Below are 17,939 nucleotides of genomic sequence, written 5' to 3'. Positions count from 1 at the left end.
TTTATGAAAGAAAGAAAGTCAATTTTAGAAGAATCAATAAAGAGCTTAACTCTTTATTCAATAATATTTTTTGCGTTAATTTTTAGCGTTGGAATATTTGTTATTAAATCAAGTTATACGGAAGAAGTAAATAGCCTAGAACAAGAATATAACGAACAAATCAATTTATCATCAAATAAATATATCAAAGAAGAACTTAAAAATATTAAAAAATATTTAGATGCAGAATTTTCATATTTAGACGATAGTGCCAAAGAATTTGTAGATAGTGCTTACAATTTCGCATTAAATTATTTAAACACTCACGAAGATAAACAAAAAGCTTTAGAATTTTTAAAAGCAAATATGGGTTATCCTATTGATATTGATGTTTTTGATGGAATTGACCCGACTTATTATTACTACGCTAGGTATGTGGAATTAGATAATAAAAAAATATTAAGAGTTACTTTAAATCCTAAAAAATATGAAGAAACTCAAAGGGTAGTAGCATTAAATAATATTAAAAATCTTCACAATGCTCAACTTTCTTATTTTAATGCAAAAAGATTAGATGATAATTTTAATTTTTTAGGTAATGAAAGATGGTATTGTGTATATGAAAATGAAGCTTACACTTGCTATGATAAAAATTGGTGGTTGGCTTTAGAATTTACCGTTAAAAGCGATGTATTAAAAGAAGCTTTAGAAGAAGTAAAAAGTAAAAGATTTGAATCGGCATTAATACAAGGTGCGTTTTTAGGTTGCTCTATATTAATTGGATTTTTAGGCATTTTGGTATATATAATAAGAAAGAAGAAAGAAGTAAGAGCGCAAATAGAATTAGCTACTAAGCATTTTGATGTAGCATTAAATAAACATATATCTAATTTTAATAAGAATAAACAATTAAATAGTGATTTTGCATTTAAGGAATTTAGAACTTTAAGTTATGCTTTACTTAGATTTATAAGACAAATTCAAGCCAAAGACGGGAATATCAAAAAACAAGCGTATATTGATAATATTACCGGTCTAATGAATATGATAAGTGTTACTGAAAGCCTTGATAATTATGTAAAAAAAGATAATAAGGTATTATTATTTTTATTTTTTAACATAGATAATTTCAGAATTTATAACTCAATGTATGGAAGAAGTTTTGGTGATGAAGTTTTAAAAATCGTAGCTTATAGACTTTATACAACCTTAAAAGGTATGGCAACAGGCGATAATGAACATTTTGAGAGCTTAGACTTTATAAAATATGATAAATATAAATTTATACAAAATAAAACTACTTTTGAATGCCTTGCTAGGGTTAGTGCTGATGAGTTTTTATTAGTAATTGAAGTAGATAAAAATGAAGATTATTTTACATTAGCTAAAAAATACCATCAAAAACTAACCGCAAGAAGCATTAAAATTAATTCAAATGATGATTTAATAGAATATGAGCCATTTAAAATTAATGCTAGAGTTGGATTTAGTATATATCCAAAAGATAGCAAGAATTTACACGAATGTATAGGAAATGCTGATTTAGCAATAGAAAATGATAAAGCTAGTGGAGATAATTGGATATTTGGTTATACGGCAGAAATTGGCAAACAAAATGAAGCTAATTTAAAGCTACAACAAGATATAAGAAATGGTATTGTAAATAAAGAATTCTTATTATATTATCAGCCAAAAGTAGATGTAAAATCTGGCAAAATTATAGGAGCAGAAGCTCTTGTTAGATGGCAAAAAGGAGATAAATTAATATTTCCAGACCAATTTATAGGAATTTGCGAAAGAAGTAATTTAATTATTACTTTAGGTAATGAAATTATTAAAATGGCTTGTGAAGCTCAAAGAAGATGGTTAGAAAAAGGTCTTGAATTAAAACTTAGTATAAATCTAAGCACCAAGCAGCTTTTAAGCGAAGGAATAGTTCATACAATAGAAAAAAACATTCAAGGCATACCGCCAAGATTAATTGAATTTGAAATCACAGAAAGCTTTTCAATAGAAAATGCAACAAGTAAGGCTATTATTGATAAAATCAAAAAACTTAATGTAGGTTTATCAATGGACGATTTTGGTAAAGGATATAGTTCTTTATCTTATTTAAATGACCAAGATTTAGATTTTGATGTTGTTAAGATTGATAAGTGCTTTATACAAAATATAGATACTAATGAAAAAAATAGAAGATTGGTTGAGTTTATTGTAAATGTTATTAAATCTTTAAATAAACGCTCTGTAGCTGAAGGTGTAGAAAATATTGAGATTTTAAATTTCTTAAAACACTTAGGTTGCGATGAATATCAAGGATATTATTTTAGTAGGCCTGTTCCTGAAAATATTTTATTAGAAAAGGTATATGAAAATGGTAAAAGTTAATTTTTTAGGGCCAATTAATAAAAATTCTATTGAATTAGATGTAAAAAATATTCTTGAATTAAAAAATGAATTATTGAAATTTGAAGACTTAAAAGAGTGGTTAGAGATTAGCGCTATTGCTATAAATGATAATTTTATAGATAGTTTAGATATTTCATTACAAGATAACGATGTAGTAAGCATACTGCCTCCTGTTTGTGGTGGTTGAGCGTGAAAGAATTTCAATTATTTAATAATGCTCTTGATGAAAAAGCTTTATATAATGAGTTTTGCGGGATTTGTAAAGAATTAAACTACGGAGCATTTTTAAGTTTTAGTGGAATTATTAGAGCAGAAGGCAATATTAGCGGTCTTAGTTTTGATATATATGAGCCAATTTTAAAAAAATGGTTTGATGATTGGTGTGAGAAAACTAGGAATTTAAATATTAGATTATTTTTTGCACATGCAAAAGGAGATGTATTAGTAGGTGAATGCTCTTATTTTGCAGGGATTGCAAGCTCACATAGAAAAAACGGCTTAGATATATTTGCTAAGTTTATTGAAGATTTTAAACAAAATGCACCTATTTGGAAATACGATTTAATTAATAATCAAAGAATTTATGCAAAGGATAGAAGCTTTAAGTTGCCTAACGCAGGTCTTTTAAGCAGCAAGGAAGATTAAGTAATGAATAAAAAAGCATTAGTAATAGAAATTATTATTGTATGTATTGTGGTACTTGCGTTACTTATTTTACTAGGTCTTAAGGTATATAATTCAAAAAATGAAGCAGAAATGTCAAAATCAATCAGAAACTTAGCTACATTGATTAATGATGTAGATACATATTATTCTAATAATGAAAATTTTATAGATATTCCATTGATGACTAAAGTAGGGCTTGATAAGGATATGTGGTTTTTTGTTAAATCTGAAAAATGCTTACACTTTAGCACTTTTAGAGATTTTTTGATAGTTAAAAAAATTGAAAAACCAGGGGAATTATGTTCTACATTATTAAGTTATGATTCTGTGAAATCGCTATTAATAGGCAAAGACACTCCGGGCGATGAAGCTGTAAGTGTTAATATAAGCAATTCTAATACTATATTTATTAGAATGGGTATTAAATACGATAATTCTATATTATAAAACTATTTTATAACCTGTTGAAGTAATATTTTTTATAATATTTACACCCAATTTATCTCTAAAACGCTTTATAAATGTTCTTACAGAACCATCTTTTACATCGCTTTTGCCCCAGCAAATCTCTTTTATTTCATCAAGACTTACAACTTTTCCTATAGGTTCACTAAGGGCTTTTAATAAAGTTAATTCTTTTTTTGTAAGTTCAACTTCAAATTCTAATGTTTTAAAAGTTGATTTCATATAATCAATCGTATAATCACCTATTTTAGTAACTTTACTCATATTTGAAACCAGGCTTTTTACACTTGCGATTAATTCTTCTGGAATTACAGGTTTGATTAAATACTTATTCACATTAACATCAATAGCTTTTAGTAATTTTTCTTTATCACTATGAGCTGAAATTACTATAATAGGCGTATTTGGGCTTAGGTCTTTAATGCTTTTTGCAAGGCTTAAACCATCTTTTAGCGGCATTAATACATCACAAATTACAATATCAGGACGAAGTTTTTTAAATTTATTTAATCCACTTAAGCCATCTTGAGCATAATGCACTTCATAAAACAAAGGTGCTAAAATATCTCCCATTAGATGAGCTATATTTTTCTCATCTTCAACAATTAATAAACTTAACATTCTTCTCCTTTAAAAATAAGTTCAAAATATGCACAATTGCCCTTGTTAAAACATCTTATATCTGCATTTATTTTATTTAAAATTTGCTTACAAATGTAAAGCCCAAGTCCTACGCCTTGTTTTTTATGTTTAGTTGTAAAATATGGGTCAAATATATGCTCTATTATGTTAGAAGGAATTGCCCCTGCATTATCGCTAATTTGCAAAATCAAATTCTTTTTTTCTTTAAATACTTTAAAATGTAGTATTTTATCATCTAGTTCTTGTTCTAAAAAAGCATCTTTAGCATTGTTTATAATATTTACAAGAACTTGCACTAATTCATTAAAATTACATAACAAACAGCATTTTTTAGCACGAATATCAAATGTAGTTTTTATATTATTTTTTTTCAATGCTTGGTATGTTATATATAAACTATGCTTAATTATTTTGATTAAATTATGTTTTTCTAAAGGCGTATTAGGATTAATAAAGTCCCTAAAATCATTAATAGTTTGGCTCATATTTTGGATTAATTTTTGACATAATTTATAATGTTTATCTTTTTTTTCGTTATGCAATAAATAAATAGCTAAAGATAATTCATTTAAAGGTTGTCTCCATTGATGAGCTATATTTTCTAGCATTTGTCCTAATATAACTTGGCGATTTTGCTGAAATATTATTTTTTGTTGAGCGTTATTGATTGCTATTGCGTCTTCTATTTTCTTTTCTAAATTCTCATTGAGTATTTTTAAAGAATTTGTCTTTTGAGCTACGACTTGTTCTAAATTCTCATTTAATTGCATTAGCTTTTGTTTAGTTGCAACAAGCTCTTCATTTAAGGTAAAAAGCTTAGTAACATCGTGTCTAATAGCTATAAATTCAAATATTGTTCCATCTTCATCAAAAATTGGAATTATTGTTGTTTGTGCGTAGAAAAAATCCCCATTTTTCTTTTTATTCTTAACCACTCCTTTATGAACACGCCCAGCTAAAATAGTGTCCCATAATTTTTTAAAAGCACTCTTAGGTGTATCAGGGTGGCGGATAATATTGTGATTTTGTCCTAGTAGTTCATCTTCGCTAAAGCCACAAAGATTGCAAAATTCTTCATTTACAAAGGTAATAATCCCATTTATATCTGTTTTTGAAACTATATTTGTGTTTTCAATTGCATTTTTATATTCATTTAATCTATACATTTTTACCTACTTAATTTAAGTGCTAAAAAGCACAAATAAAATCCATAAACAATAATTAAAGCAAAAAATAAATATTGAATATTTTTAATTTTTCTAATTTTATTTATAAATATAGAGCCTAAAAGCATAGCAGGAAGAGTGCTAATCCCAAAAATTAACATATTAAGCCAAGCTTCATTAACGCTTTTTGCAATCATTGATTTTGCTACGAAAAAATATACTAAACCACAGGGAAAAAATCCATTTAAAAAGCCAAATATAAAGCCTTTATATTTTGAAGTTTTTTTATTGTTTAAAAATACCATTATTTTTTTATATATGAATTGATTTTCTATAAAAGCTAGTAGTTGTCCTTTAACAATCAAAGCAAATCCTAAAACAACGCAAAAAGCACCTAAGATAAAATATAAAAATACTTGTAAGTTTAAAGAATTTAAAAAATAACCTAAAAAATAAGCTATAAGACCTATTAAAATATAAGCACAAATTCTACTAAAATGATATATAAAAATATCAAAAAAATTACTCTTTTTGTGGTTGAATAAAAGAATTATCCCACCACACATAAAAAAACAATGAGTAAGACTAAGACCTAGTCCTAGCACAAAAGTGCTAAGAAGATTGTTTATAACATCTTCCTTTTTTTAAGCTCTTCTTCATAAAGCTTTTCGTAAATTAAATCGTATTCTTCGCTACCAGGAACGATTTTTCTTTTGTAATTATTAATTTTATCAAATACTAGGTCTTCAATATCTTCGTAAGTTTTTAAGTATTCAATCATACTTGAATAAATCACATTTTTTACTCTATTTTCTGATACATTAAAATTGATTAAATCTTCATCAACCAAAGCGTCCAAAATAGCGTGAGATAAGGCATTATATCTATCTTCATAATTCATTTGGATTTTATATTCATCTGCTAGTTTTTTCTTAAGTAACCAAAACATATTTTTTCTATCAACTTGCATTAAATCCATTTGGCTTTCTTGCTCTGCTAAAATCTCATTTACCTTTTCATCAAGTGATTTTTCTTTTAATACTAAGGCTGTAATAATTTTTGAAACTACTTCTTTAACTGGCTCTAAACCATTTACTAATTTTACAAATTTTGAGTTTAATAAATCTATTGAAATTTTATTTGAAACATAAGGAATATGTGGTTGTCTAATACGCATTTTTAATCCTTTTTTATTTTTCTTCATTATAAAATATATTAGTAAAAATGAATATAACAATAATAATTAATTTTTAACTTTTGATAATTTTTAAAATGCCTTAATATTAAGCTTTTTAAGAGTTTTGAAGCATTGATTTGAATTCGGAATTTCCGAATTCAAATTCTTTTAATCGCCTATATAAATTTGTCTTGGGCGAACTATTTTTAATGGGCTTTCTTTTTGTTCAATTAGTTGTGAAATCCAGCCAGGAATTCTACCTACTACGAATAATACCGCAAACATTTCATTAGGAATTCCTAGAGCTTTTAAGATTAAGCCGCTATGAAAATCAACATTCGGATATAATCCACGGCTTACAAAATACTCATCATTTAATGCGATTTCTTCAATTCTAGTTGCAACTTTTACAAAGTTTGCATCAATTCCAATTTCGCTAATTAATTGGTCTCTTAGTTTTTTAAGAACTTTTGCTCTAGGGTCAAAGTTTTTATAAACTCTATGCCCAAAGCCCATTAGTCTAAATGGATCATTCTTATCTTTTGCTCTTTTAATAAACTCATCAACTCTATCAGGTGTGCCAATTGTCTCAAGCATTCTAATCACACCTTCATTAGCACCCCCGTGTGCGTGTCCCCACAATGCACCAATTGCTGAACTTATACAGCTATATGGGTGAGCGTGAGTGCTACCGACTGAACGCACTACACTTGTGCTTGCATTTTGTTCGTGATCAGCATGAAGCATTAAAACCGTATCTAGTGCTTTTACCTCAATAGGTCTTAGATTTACATGCTCGTATGGATAAGTTCTTAGCATATATAAAAAGTTTTCGGTAAATCCACGATCAAGATTAGGATATGCCATAGGAAAGCCATTTTTATAGCGATACGCACTAGCGGCTATTGTTGGTATTTTTGCTACGATTCTGGCTGCCATTTCCATATAATCTTCGTGCTTATCCATATTTAAATGGTCAGGATAAAATGTTGAAAGTGCTGCAACTGCTGCTTGCATAACTGCCATAGGATGAGCATTGTCAGGGAAAGCGTCAAATAATTTATGCATACCTTCGTGAATAAAGCTTCTTTTTTTAAGCTCATATCTAAACGCTTCTAATCTTTCAGGACTTGGTAATTCTTTATGTAATAATAAATGCACTACATCTAAAAAAGTTTTATTTTCTGCTAGCCATTCAATAGAATAACCACGATGCCTTAATTCTCCTGCTTCTCCATCTATATAAGTAATACTTGATTTACAAGTTGCAGTGCTAGTTAATCCTTCATCATAAGAAAATGCACCTGTTTTTGAATATAAAGACGAAAAATCAATTGATTTTGCACCTCTAGTTCCACTTAATACATCAAATTCAAATTCTTTACCATCGTAAATTAATTTTGCTTTTTCCATTTTTAACTCCTTTTTTAATAGTTATGTATATTTTAAAAGGAATTTGTGAAATATTGTAAAAAACTTACTTAGATTTTTGCTTATGTGTTTCAATAAGTAACGAAATTTTAGGAATAGCCCACATAAATATGACAGCTTCAATTAAAGATGATAAAACCAAAGCTAAATAAAAAGAATTATCAATTAAGTTTAATTTCATTCCTAAAGTTGCAATTGCGATTAATAAAGTAAGCGGCATACAAGATGTAAAAGCTAATAAAATGCAAGATATTTTAAAGTCTTTATAAAATACAAAAGAACTAATTATTCTACAAACTAACATAGTAAGAATAATAGCAAATGACATTAATATAAGCTCTTTATTAACCAAACTAAAATCAAGGCTTAGCCCAACATATACGAAAAATATAGGTATTAAAAATGGGTGTCCTAATGAGCTTAATTTATGCTCTAAATCCTTTTTATGCCCAAAAAAGCTAGATATAAACATACCAGCTAAAAACGCTCCTAAAGCTATTTCAAAATCAAAATAAAGCATTAAAGCAACTGCTAGCATCCACAATGCAAGACTAAGCCTTACATTACGCTCTGCCTTATCATAATCAGGCATTAAAATTTCTTTAAGCCAAGGTAACCACCAAAAAATCGCATTAAAAATATAATAAATTACAACAAAAATCCCTAAAAAGAATAGTATTGACAATACAGAAGTAACAACTTGCATTGTGCTACTTGAGTTTGAAAAGCTATTTAAAAGAGTTATTAAAACAATGCTTATTACTTCGCCAAGTGCTGCTAAAACCATAGTAAAACTAAGCCATTTTGGAGTAATTTCGTATTCTTTATATAAAATACTAATAAGCCCTATACTCATAACAGGAATTATTATTGCAACTACTAAGCTAAGTTTTAGTATCAATGAAATACTAATAGCTAAAGCATAAAGAATTAAATAAAATAAAGATATTTTTTTTAGCTCATTTGCATTTAATTTTATAAATTCTTTAAGGCTTACTTCAAGCCCTGCTATAAACATTAAATAGCAAAATCCAATATGAGAAGCTAGGGTAAAAGCAGGTGTTTTTGTGATTATTCCAATAGCACCAGCAATACTTCCTAAAATAATTTCAACCGCTAAAATAGGTAAGCTAGTAAGCTTTGCTATATAAGGCGATGAAAAAACAACAAAAGATATAAATAATAAAATATTTAAATCATTTGAGCTAAGTTCCATTAATTTCCTTGTATAAATCTAGTATCCTCAAAAATTATGCTTTTTGCAATTATTTCAATTTTTTCGGGGATATTTTCAATAATTATAATAGGACTTAGGTTATAGTGATTAAATAATTTTGCTCTAAAGCTTATTTGCTTTTTAATACTTGGTGGATTTTTTAAAAATTCTTCATAATTTTCGTATTTAAAAAACTCATTCGCTTTTTTAAACGATATTACACATAATTCATCTTTATTACACATTATTAGCTCTTTACTTATGTCAAGACTTAGATTAATTTTGCGTGATTTAAAATGCGAATAAAATAAAACAAAAGCTTTTGCAGTATTTTTATTAGCTTTAATTCTTGCATAAAGCAAACGATAATTTAAAAACTTTTCTCTAATAATGCTAAATTGTTGATTTTTGCTTTCTAATCTTACGACTTTTTTAAAAAATTGCAATTTTTCTTCTATTGAGCCAGGTAGAATTTGATTTTTATATATACTTGAGCTTAATTCTTTTATCAAATGCTCTTCGCTTTTTTGTTGAGCTAAGCCGTAAATACAGCCACAATAATTTTGATGATACAATAAATCATCTTTTGCTAATTTTAATTGCCTTTGAGTTCCACCATCTTTTCTAAAATCAACGCAAAAAAACTCTAAATCAGTCCCTTTTAAAGCTTCTTGCATAGATACTCTTAATTGCTCTAAATCTTTTTTAGGAGAGCATAAAAGTGTGGTTGTGAATGTTTTTTGCCCTAATTTTAAAGCCATTTCAACAGAGCTTTGCATTCTAAAATCAAAACATTTAGAACATCTCTTCCCACGCTCAGGCTCATTTTCATAGCCTTTTACATAATTAAACCATTCAGCATAATCATATTCACCTTTAATTAGCTTAATACCAAGCTTTTTACAAGACCTTGCTACATCAAAATATCTTAATTCATATTCGCTAAAAGGATGAATATTTGGGTCATAAAAATACCCGATGAGTTCTTCATCAGGCATTAATTTTCTTAATTCTTGCAAAAAAAAGTGCGAATCAACGCTACAACAAATATGAACTAGCATTAATTTATTTTATACTTTTTACTAATTTTATTTATTGTGCCATCATCTAGCATTTCTTGTAGGCTTTTATTTATTATTTCAAGTAATTTTGTATTACCTTTATTTACGGCAAATCCTTGTGAGTCTTCATCTTTATACTCGCAAACTACTTGCAAATCAGGATTTTTATTTAAAAAATTAACTGCAGCAACCTTATCTAATACTATAGCATCTATTTTTTTGCTTTGTAATGAAAGTATGCTAATGCTAGAATTTGCAAAGCCTTTTACTTCTTTTTGGCTAGATTTTTTTGCTATATCATATTGCACCGAGCCAAGTTCAGCCCCAAAAAGCGTATTAGTAAAATCTAAATCTTTACAATTTTTAATTTCTTGATTTTCATTATTTTCTATTCTTTTTATGAAATAATTAGAACTATCTTTAAAATTAATTGTAAATTCTACTGCCTTAGCTCTTGCTGGAGTTTTTTTCATAATTGCTCCGATTAAATCCACTTTATTGCTCTTAAGACTTGGGATTAATCCGTCAAAATCCATATATTTAAACTCCACTTCTAAATTATTTCTTTTAGCAATTTCTTTAATAATATCAACATCAAAGCCTTTTAATTCGTTGTTCTCTAAATATTCATAAGGCGGATAATTAGGTGCTGTTGCTACTCTTAAAATATCAGCACTCATACTTGTTAATAATGCTAAAGAAAATAATATTTTTTTCATTTTGCTCCCTTACTTTACGCTATCTTTATAAACTGCGTTTTCATTTACTACTTCTTTAATAATTAAAGACCTTTTTGTCTCTCCTGTGCTATCTATGCTAATAATCCCACTAACGCCTTCGTAATCTTTAGTTTTTTTAATCTCTTGATTTATACATTCGCTAGTGATTTGCTCGCAACGATTTGCAGCTTCTACTAATACAAAATAAGCATCAGCACCCATTGCAGCAAAATTTGATGGAAGACTTCCATTATAAGCTTTTGCATATTCTGCTAAATATTTTTTGCTAAGTTCTGTTGGTGGAACATTTGCATCAAAGCTATCTGTATATAAATGATTGTTTGAATACTCTGCTGCAAGTTTGATAAATTGCTCATCAGCAACCCCATCAGCACTAGCGATTATACTTTTAACACCTGCTATTTTTGCTTGTCTTACAAAAAGTGCTGCTTCTTGATAATAAAGTGGCAAATACACTACATCAGGATTTAAACTAGCAATTTGAGCTGAAATAGCGTTAAAATCTTTATCTCCACTTGTAATGATTAATTCTTTTAATATTTCTCCACCACCTTGAATAAATTCTTTTTTATAAGCTTTTGATAAACCTAGTGAATAATCAGTCGCTTGGTCTTTTACAATTACTGCTGTTTTTTTACCTTGAGCTAATAAATATTTTGCCATAGCTTCGCCTTGAAAACTATCATTAAAGCACACTCTAGCAGCGTAATTTTTGCCTTTTAATAATTTATCATTTGTAGCAGCTGGTGCAATTACAGGCACTTTTTTCGCTTCAGCTGTATTCATAACCACTATAGTATTTGCAGTAATCATTTCTCCAATTATTGCACTAACTTTTGGTAAAACTCTTTCAGTTGCTGTGATGGCTTCTATTTTATCGCCTTTTGTATCAACTATATTTAAATTGATTTGCTCTCCATTTTTTAAAGTTGGTTGCATTGCATTTGCTACTTTTATTCCATTAAGTGCCGCATTTCCATACGCTGCAACGCTACCACTAAGTGGTAAAACTACACCAATATCTAAAGCAAAAGCCGCACTAGAAGCTAATAAAATTAAACTTTTTTTCATAATAAATCCTTTAAATAATTTAAATAAATTCCTTGAATTACAAGGCATAAAAGACCTGCAAAAAATCCTGCAAGTAAATCATCAAGCATAACGCCTAAGCCACCTTTTAGCTTTTTATCAACTTTACCAATAATACTTGGCTTAGTTATATCAAAAAGCCTAAATAAGATAAAAGCTAAAGCAAAATGCCACCAAGAGTTGTTAAAACTCATACCAATCGCCAAAAAAACCCCACAAACCTCATCAATTACTATTTCTTTAGCATCGTGTTCGTGAGTTTTTTCATAATCGTCAATGATTTTAATACTTGCAATAAAAATTGCAATACTTAATAGCATTAAAGTGCTTTTATCTGTGTAAATTAGTAACAAATAAGCAAATGGTAATGCCGCAATAGTCCCCATTGTGCCACTTGCAAACGGACTAAGACCTGAATAAAAAAATGTTAAATATAGTTTTGCTAATTTTTCTTTCATTAAAATCCTTTGTAATTTGGAAAAATATCTTAAGTTAGTTAAGGAATAATTTGTTTTTAGAATTTGATTTAAAGAATTTAAATATTGTTTTTAAATTCTATGATTTTTAATTTAAGAAAAACATTATAAAATAACGATTATTTTTTATAAAAAAAGGCAAAAAATGTTGAAAAAATCAATAATTTTAATGAGTATTTTATATTCTAGTTTAAATGCTGGAGCTGTAGATGGTAGGTATTTTTATCAAGATTATTTAGATTTTGGTGCTAATAAAGGCAAATTTAAAGCAGGGACAACAGAGCTTAGCGTAAGCTCTAAAGATGGGACTTTAAAAGTAGATAGTTTTTATTCTATGCCTATGATTGATTTTAGTGCTAGTAATAAAACGGGGGATTTGTTTAGGGGAGAATTTACCAATATAGGAACAAACAGAGTTTTAACGGCAGCTCATATGATTAGTAGAAAAGATAAATTAATTCAAGCTGGTTCAGTAATAGAATTTGGTGGAGTTAGAACGACTGCTGTTAGTGCTTCTAATAATTTTGATGATTATTTTAAAAACTGTGCTGATACAACTTGTCCTCCAAGAACTGATATAGAAGATTTTGTTGAGCTTAGAATGAATAAGATTAATTTAAATACTAAAGCAGATATTGCTCCAATAAAATACTATGATGAGAATGGAAAAGACACAAATTATGAAGCTTGTAAAAATGGTGGTTTGAGCTGTTCGGATACTAGCGGTAAGGCTGCTTTATATGATAATTCTAGATATACACTTTTTGTAAGAAATGGAACAGGTATTCAAAAAATTACCGAGCAAAGAAATGACGCTGAAACAATAAGCACTAATAATAAATACTTTACAGGTGGAATTGCAAATTTAAGCGATTTTAATAGCTTTAAAAATGAATATGGTTTATATATGTTAAATATATTAGGTAGCAATAGAATTCAATTCTCAAGCACTGGTTCTAAAGGAGATAGTGGAAGTGCATTATATGTTTGGGATAATCAAGATAAGAAATGGTATATGGTAGGTGTTACTAGTGGTACTGATTGTAAAGGAGATAGTGTAACTTGTACTTATACTAATTATCATTTAGTAAATAATCACACTATGGATAATTTTAATAAAATTCACAATATAAGCACTACGGCTAATTTAACACTTGATGCTGATTCTTTAAAAGATGGTTTGGTAGAACTTGAAAAAACAATGGGAGCTGATTTATCGTTTAAACACTATTATAGTTTGTTGGGCGCTCAAACAAAATTAAATTACAATAAAAGAGTATTAGCAATGGCTAACGATAAGGATATTTATATAAATGGCGGTTCTTTAACTCTTAGTGCTAATGCTGATTTAGGTTCTAGTGCATTGATTATAAAAGATAATTTAACTTATGATATTAAAGGTAATTTTGACTTTTTACACGGCGGTCTTGATATAGGTGCTAATTCGGTTGTAAATTATGACCCTAAAACAGCAAAAAATGATTATTTACATAAAATTGGTGCGGGTAAATTGATAGTTAATTCAAGTAGCCCTAATGCAGGTCTTAGAATAGGTGGGGGTGAAGTTGAGTTTAAAAATTCTTCAGGCACAACTTTTGGTAGTATTTATATGACTAATAATTCAAGTTTAAAGATAAATAACGCAAATCAAATAAATACAAATTATTTATATTTTGGCGAGAATGCAGGTAAGCTTGATTTAAATGGAAACAATATTAATCTTAATAATTTTTACGCGAGTGATAATAATGCAGTGATAACAAATACTAGCACTAACTTAAGCACTCTTGAAATCAATAAATTTGCTACAACAGAACCTACAAATACTATTTATCACGGAAATATTAAAGGAAATATTAATATAGTTCAAAATCACAATAATAGTGGTAAATACGCTGTTTATGATGGTGGTTTAGATATTCAAAATATGGAATTTAAAAACGGAAATTTAGTTTTACAAGGTCATCCAATAGTGCATAATTATGTATCACAAGATGTAAAAGATAAGCTAAAAGAAGATATATTTACTACCCCTACAAGGCTAGACCAAGAAGATTGGGAAGAGAGAAATTATAAAATGGCTAGCCTAACTTTAGATAAAGCTAGTCTTGATATTTTAAAACATTCAAATGTGGATATTAAAAACATTAATTCTATTTCTTCAACTATTAAAATTGGCGATAATTTAGCTTATATAGATAGATTTGATGGAGAAAATATAAAGGCAAATTCTATTGCAACAGAATTTCAAGGAAGTTTAGAAAATGAAAGTTATGACAAAAATCTAAAATATCAAGAAGAAGTAACAAAAGGCGAAAGCATTGCTAAAAATATCAAAATTAATTCAAATTTTGATTTGAAAACCAATTCAAAACTAAGCCTTTTAAATGGCACAGATTTTAAAGGCACAATAACAGCTGATAATACTTCTAGTCTTGAGTTTAATGGTGCAATGATTAATGCAAATATAAACGCAAGTAGCCTAAACTCAACCAATACAACATATATTTACGAAAGCAAAACTAATGCTTTAAATATAAGCAAAAGCACAAGTGGAGCTAATAATAAGCTTTTAATTAAAGAAAGCTTTTTAAATGGAGATGATAAAATACTAATAGCAAGTTTGGCTAATGATACTTTAGTGGCTGAAAATTATTTTGGTATTAAAGGTGAAGATTCAGTATTTGCTGACCTTAAAGCTAATGTAAAATATTATGCTGAAAACGGCACAGCTAAATGGTATCTTGAAAAAATACCATCTACTCCATCACCAGAGCCAAGCCCAACACCAAATGAGCCAAGTACTCCAAATAAACCAAGTGAGCCTGATACTAAACCAACTCCGCCAACTAACACAGACACAACTCCAAGTGAGCCTATTAATCCAAATGAGCCTAATGTTAATAATCCAAGCGAACCTAGTATTCCTAGCACTCCAACAACTCCAAGTGAGCCTACAATACCAGATGAGCCAAGTACTCCAAATAACCCAGAAGAGCCTGTTATAGTTGAGCTTGACCCAAATCCTAGCAACAATCCAAGCAATGTAGAAACAAAAGGTCATTATCAAGAATACTTCTTCGTAAGAGAGAAAGAAAGTTCAATAAATACAGCTAAAAACACGCTAAATCAAGCATTTTTTAACTATGTTTTAGAGTGGAACAATATGCAAAAGCGTATGGGAGAGCTAAGAGATGAGGTTGCAAATGGCGGAATTTGGATTAGGAATTTCGGTGGAGCAAGTTCGTATCTAAAAGATAATAAGACCAAATATTATGAATTACAAATCGGTGCTGATAAGATTAGCGAAATGGATGATTTCAATGCTTATGCGGGAATTATCTTTACTAATTCAATTTATAAACTAGATACAAAAAATATGCTAGAAGGTAAAGTAAAAGGCATAGGCGGGGGACTTTATTCAAGCTTTATTTTTAATAATGGTTTTTATATTGATATGATTGCAAAATATGTTGATTATAAAAATGACTATACTCTAACGCTAAATAATGGCAATAATAAAGCTATTTATATTAACGCGAATAATCATTCTAAAAGCGTAGTAGCAAGCGTAGAATTAGGCAATAGATTTTATATGAATAATTATTATTTAGAGCCTAGCGTTGAGTTAATTAGTGGTTATGTTAGTGCGATTAGCCTTGAAAATAAAGCCGAGCATATAAAATTAGAAAGCAAATCATTCGTTCCATTTAATACAAAAACAATGCTAAGTTTTGGTAAGCAAAGTAGCGAAGATTCAAGATTTGGATTTAGATTTGGGGTTGGAATTGCTGCTGATTTAGCTAAAAACGGCGATAAAACCATAAGAGATTTAAATGTAATTAGACAAATTGAAGGTAAAAAAGATACAAGAATGCTAACCAATGCTTCATTTAATTATAATTTCACGAATAATTTAAGGCTAATGACCGAGTTTGAAAGGACATTTTTTGGTGATTTGAATGTGGATTATTCGCTTAATATGACTTTAAGAAAGAGTTTTTAATTTATTTTGCACCTATTTTAAAGGTGCAAAATCTTTATATGTTTTTATCTTGCTGATAAATATTATTTATTGGGTTTTTTAATGAGTTTAAGAATAAAGAGTTTAAAAATACATTTATCTTATCGCCTAAATATACTCAAATTATGACGCAAAGCTTAATTTTTGATATAAAGAAGCAAAAATAACCATTAAATAATTTAATAAATAATAATCTTTATTCATTCACTCGCATTACTAAATACAAAAAATAAAGAATTAAAATAATAATTCAAATAAAAATATTTTAATTTTCTTTAAAAGTAAGAAAACTTAAGTTGCTAAGTTATTGTTTGTATTAAACTACTTCTTAAATCTTGCCAAATTACTAAGCGGTAAAGATAGCTAAGATTTATAATTTTTACCCACAAATTTCTTAAAAGTTTAGTTATTTTTAATGTTACTTTTACGCATTTAATTGTATTTTTTACTCATAAAATCACTTGAAATCTCACTGATATTGATTTTTTTAAGTATTAAAAAATAAAGAATTTAAAACAATAATTTACACATAAAAACTAAAAAATATAAAGCAATATTTTTATTATTACCAAAGCTTTATATTTTGATTTAGAGATAGCCTAAATAGTATAAAATCAATAATATGATAAATTCAAATTTATGTTTAAGCTATTATTTTTTTTAAAAAGATTATTTTTTGAATGAATTGCTGTGGTTTGTAATGCTAATGCAAGTTAGTATTAGAATGTTTTTATCTTTTTCATAGATTAATACTAAATCGTTTTTCACATGGCAATCTCTATAGCCTTTAAATTTACCTTGCAAAGCGTGGTCTTTATAAATCGGCTCTAAGACTTCATCATTTGCCAATCTTAAAATAATTTTATTTGTTAATTCTTTATCAGCTTTGCTTAGTTTTTTAAAGGCTGTTTTGTAAGCTTTAGTCTCCCTTACTTGATATTTCACCATTTCATGCTTTCTTCTACGAATTTTTCAGCGTCCATATATTCAACTTCCCCACGCAAATACGCAGCCTTTAATTCTTTTGCTTCTTTTATAGAATCTAAAAATTCTTTACTATTATAAAAATCATCTAATTTGCTTTTTTCTTTCTTTATCTTTATCGGCTCGTTAAATGCCTTTGCTAATTCTTTTAAAGCCTTTAAAAAGTGCGGATTATCATTCATCTTTACTATTACATTCATATTTACTCCTTTTATATTCGTTATCTTATACTAAATATGTTTAATTTATCAAGTTTTAAAGAATTTAAATTAGGAAATTGATTTTTAAATTTAAAAAAGGGAGCGAGTGCTCCCCTTAGGATTATTGCAATAACCTTAGTAGTTTTTTAAGATAGCTAAACGCTATCTTAAAACTTCTATTATTACTATTGTAATAATCCTAGTCGTTTTTTAA

17 protein-coding genes are annotated in these 17,939 nt (G+C 28.0%); 5 read left to right on the top strand and 12 right to left on the bottom strand.

What is annotated here, in order from left to right; all coding sequences use genetic code 11:
* Nucleotides 1-3: 3 nt before the first annotated feature.
* From AVBRAN12640_RS02615 to AVBRAN12640_RS02600, 4 genes are read left to right on the top strand one after another with little or no spacing between them, the layout of a single operon-like run.
* Nucleotides 4-2,367 (top strand): putative bifunctional diguanylate cyclase/phosphodiesterase, encoded by a 2,364-nt coding sequence (locus AVBRAN12640_RS02615; RefSeq protein ID WP_336608694.1) that lies wholly within the window; start codon nucleotides 4-6, stop codon nucleotides 2,365-2,367.
* Nucleotides 2,354-2,575, top strand: a complete 222-nt coding sequence (locus AVBRAN12640_RS02610; protein WP_336606944.1) for a MoaD/ThiS family protein — start codon at nucleotides 2,354-2,356, stop codon at nucleotides 2,573-2,575. Before AVBRAN12640_RS02615 ends, AVBRAN12640_RS02610 begins: the two co-directional genes overlap by 14 nt.
* A 2-nt stretch (nucleotides 2,576-2,577) precedes the next feature.
* On the top strand, nucleotides 2,578-3,033 hold the full coding sequence (locus tag AVBRAN12640_RS02605; protein ID WP_336608693.1) for a molybdopterin synthase catalytic subunit: 456 nt from the start codon (nucleotides 2,578-2,580) through the stop codon (nucleotides 3,031-3,033).
* A gap of 3 nt (nucleotides 3,034-3,036) precedes the next feature.
* A complete protein-coding gene (locus tag AVBRAN12640_RS02600) occupies nucleotides 3,037-3,501 on the top strand; it encodes a hypothetical protein (RefSeq protein ID WP_214116403.1) in 465 nt (154 codons plus the stop codon).
* Here the strand turns inward: AVBRAN12640_RS02600 and AVBRAN12640_RS02595 are convergent.
* The 10 genes from AVBRAN12640_RS02595 to AVBRAN12640_RS02550 all read right to left on the bottom strand — a co-directional run bounded on the left by AVBRAN12640_RS02595 (nucleotide 3,496) and on the right by AVBRAN12640_RS02550 (nucleotide 12,499).
* Nucleotides 3,496-4,140 (bottom strand): response regulator transcription factor, encoded by a 645-nt coding sequence (locus AVBRAN12640_RS02595; RefSeq protein WP_214116405.1) that lies wholly within the window; start codon nucleotides 4,138-4,140, stop codon nucleotides 3,496-3,498. The genes AVBRAN12640_RS02600 and AVBRAN12640_RS02595 overlap by 6 nt on opposite strands.
* Nucleotides 4,134-5,327 carry a PAS domain-containing sensor histidine kinase gene (locus tag AVBRAN12640_RS02590; protein WP_336608692.1) on the bottom strand — a complete coding sequence of 398 codons (1,194 nt, stop codon included), beginning with the start codon at nucleotides 5,325-5,327 and terminating at the stop codon, nucleotides 4,134-4,136. The genes AVBRAN12640_RS02595 and AVBRAN12640_RS02590 overlap by 7 nt, the downstream gene beginning before the upstream one ends.
* A gap of 2 nt (nucleotides 5,328-5,329) precedes the next feature.
* Nucleotides 5,330-5,932, bottom strand: a complete 603-nt coding sequence (locus tag AVBRAN12640_RS02585; RefSeq protein WP_336608691.1) for a sulfite exporter TauE/SafE family protein — start codon at nucleotides 5,930-5,932, stop codon at nucleotides 5,330-5,332.
* Nucleotides 5,933-5,952: 20 nt separating this feature from the next.
* On the bottom strand, nucleotides 5,953-6,504 hold the full coding sequence (locus tag AVBRAN12640_RS02580) for a DUF507 family protein (RefSeq protein ID WP_214116410.1): 552 nt from the start codon (nucleotides 6,502-6,504) through the stop codon (nucleotides 5,953-5,955).
* Between the two features lie 168 nt (nucleotides 6,505-6,672).
* Nucleotides 6,673-7,917, bottom strand: a complete 1,245-nt coding sequence (locus AVBRAN12640_RS02575; protein WP_214116418.1) for a citrate synthase — start codon at nucleotides 7,915-7,917, stop codon at nucleotides 6,673-6,675.
* A 64-nt stretch (nucleotides 7,918-7,981) separates the two neighbouring features.
* A complete protein-coding gene (locus tag AVBRAN12640_RS02570) occupies nucleotides 7,982-9,151 on the bottom strand; it encodes a cation:proton antiporter (RefSeq protein ID WP_214116421.1) in 1,170 nt (389 codons plus the stop codon).
* Entirely contained in the window at nucleotides 9,151-10,212 is a 1,062-nt protein-coding gene (locus AVBRAN12640_RS02565) for an epoxyqueuosine reductase QueH (protein WP_214116431.1), read from the bottom strand. The genes AVBRAN12640_RS02570 and AVBRAN12640_RS02565 overlap by 1 nt, the downstream gene beginning before the upstream one ends.
* A complete protein-coding gene (locus tag AVBRAN12640_RS02560) occupies nucleotides 10,212-10,931 on the bottom strand; it encodes a substrate-binding periplasmic protein (RefSeq protein WP_336608690.1) in 720 nt (239 codons plus the stop codon). The genes AVBRAN12640_RS02565 and AVBRAN12640_RS02560 overlap by 1 nt, the downstream gene beginning before the upstream one ends.
* 9 nt (nucleotides 10,932-10,940) lie before the next feature.
* Complete coding sequence (locus AVBRAN12640_RS02555) at nucleotides 10,941-12,023, bottom strand: ABC transporter substrate-binding protein (RefSeq protein ID WP_214149907.1); 1,083 nt, start codon at nucleotides 12,021-12,023, stop codon at nucleotides 10,941-10,943.
* Nucleotides 12,020-12,499 carry a phosphatidylglycerophosphatase A family protein gene (locus tag AVBRAN12640_RS02550; RefSeq protein WP_214119583.1) on the bottom strand — a complete coding sequence of 160 codons (480 nt, stop codon included), beginning with the start codon at nucleotides 12,497-12,499 and terminating at the stop codon, nucleotides 12,020-12,022. The genes AVBRAN12640_RS02555 and AVBRAN12640_RS02550 overlap by 4 nt, the downstream gene beginning before the upstream one ends.
* Nucleotides 12,500-12,662: 163 nt before the next feature.
* On the opposite strand from AVBRAN12640_RS02550, the gene AVBRAN12640_RS02545 reads away from it, so the two are divergent.
* Nucleotides 12,663-16,523, top strand: coding sequence for an autotransporter outer membrane beta-barrel domain-containing protein (locus AVBRAN12640_RS02545; protein WP_336608689.1), 3,861 nt, complete (start codon nucleotides 12,663-12,665; stop codon nucleotides 16,521-16,523).
* A 687-nt stretch (nucleotides 16,524-17,210) separates the two neighbouring features.
* Here AVBRAN12640_RS02545 and AVBRAN12640_RS02540 read toward each other — a convergent pair.
* A complete protein-coding gene (locus tag AVBRAN12640_RS02540) occupies nucleotides 17,211-17,486 on the bottom strand; it encodes a type II toxin-antitoxin system YafQ family toxin (protein WP_336608688.1) in 276 nt (91 codons plus the stop codon).
* A complete protein-coding gene (locus AVBRAN12640_RS02535) occupies nucleotides 17,483-17,725 on the bottom strand; it encodes a hypothetical protein (protein ID WP_214120675.1) in 243 nt (80 codons plus the stop codon). Before AVBRAN12640_RS02535 ends, AVBRAN12640_RS02540 begins: the two co-directional genes overlap by 4 nt.
* Between the last annotated feature and the right edge of the window lie 214 nt (nucleotides 17,726-17,939).

It is taken from the genome of Campylobacter sp. RM12640 (assembly GCF_020137595.1).
Taxonomy (GTDB): Bacteria; Campylobacterota; Campylobacteria; order Campylobacterales; family Campylobacteraceae; genus Campylobacter_E.
This window is presented reverse-complemented; position numbering and strand designations above follow the sequence as displayed.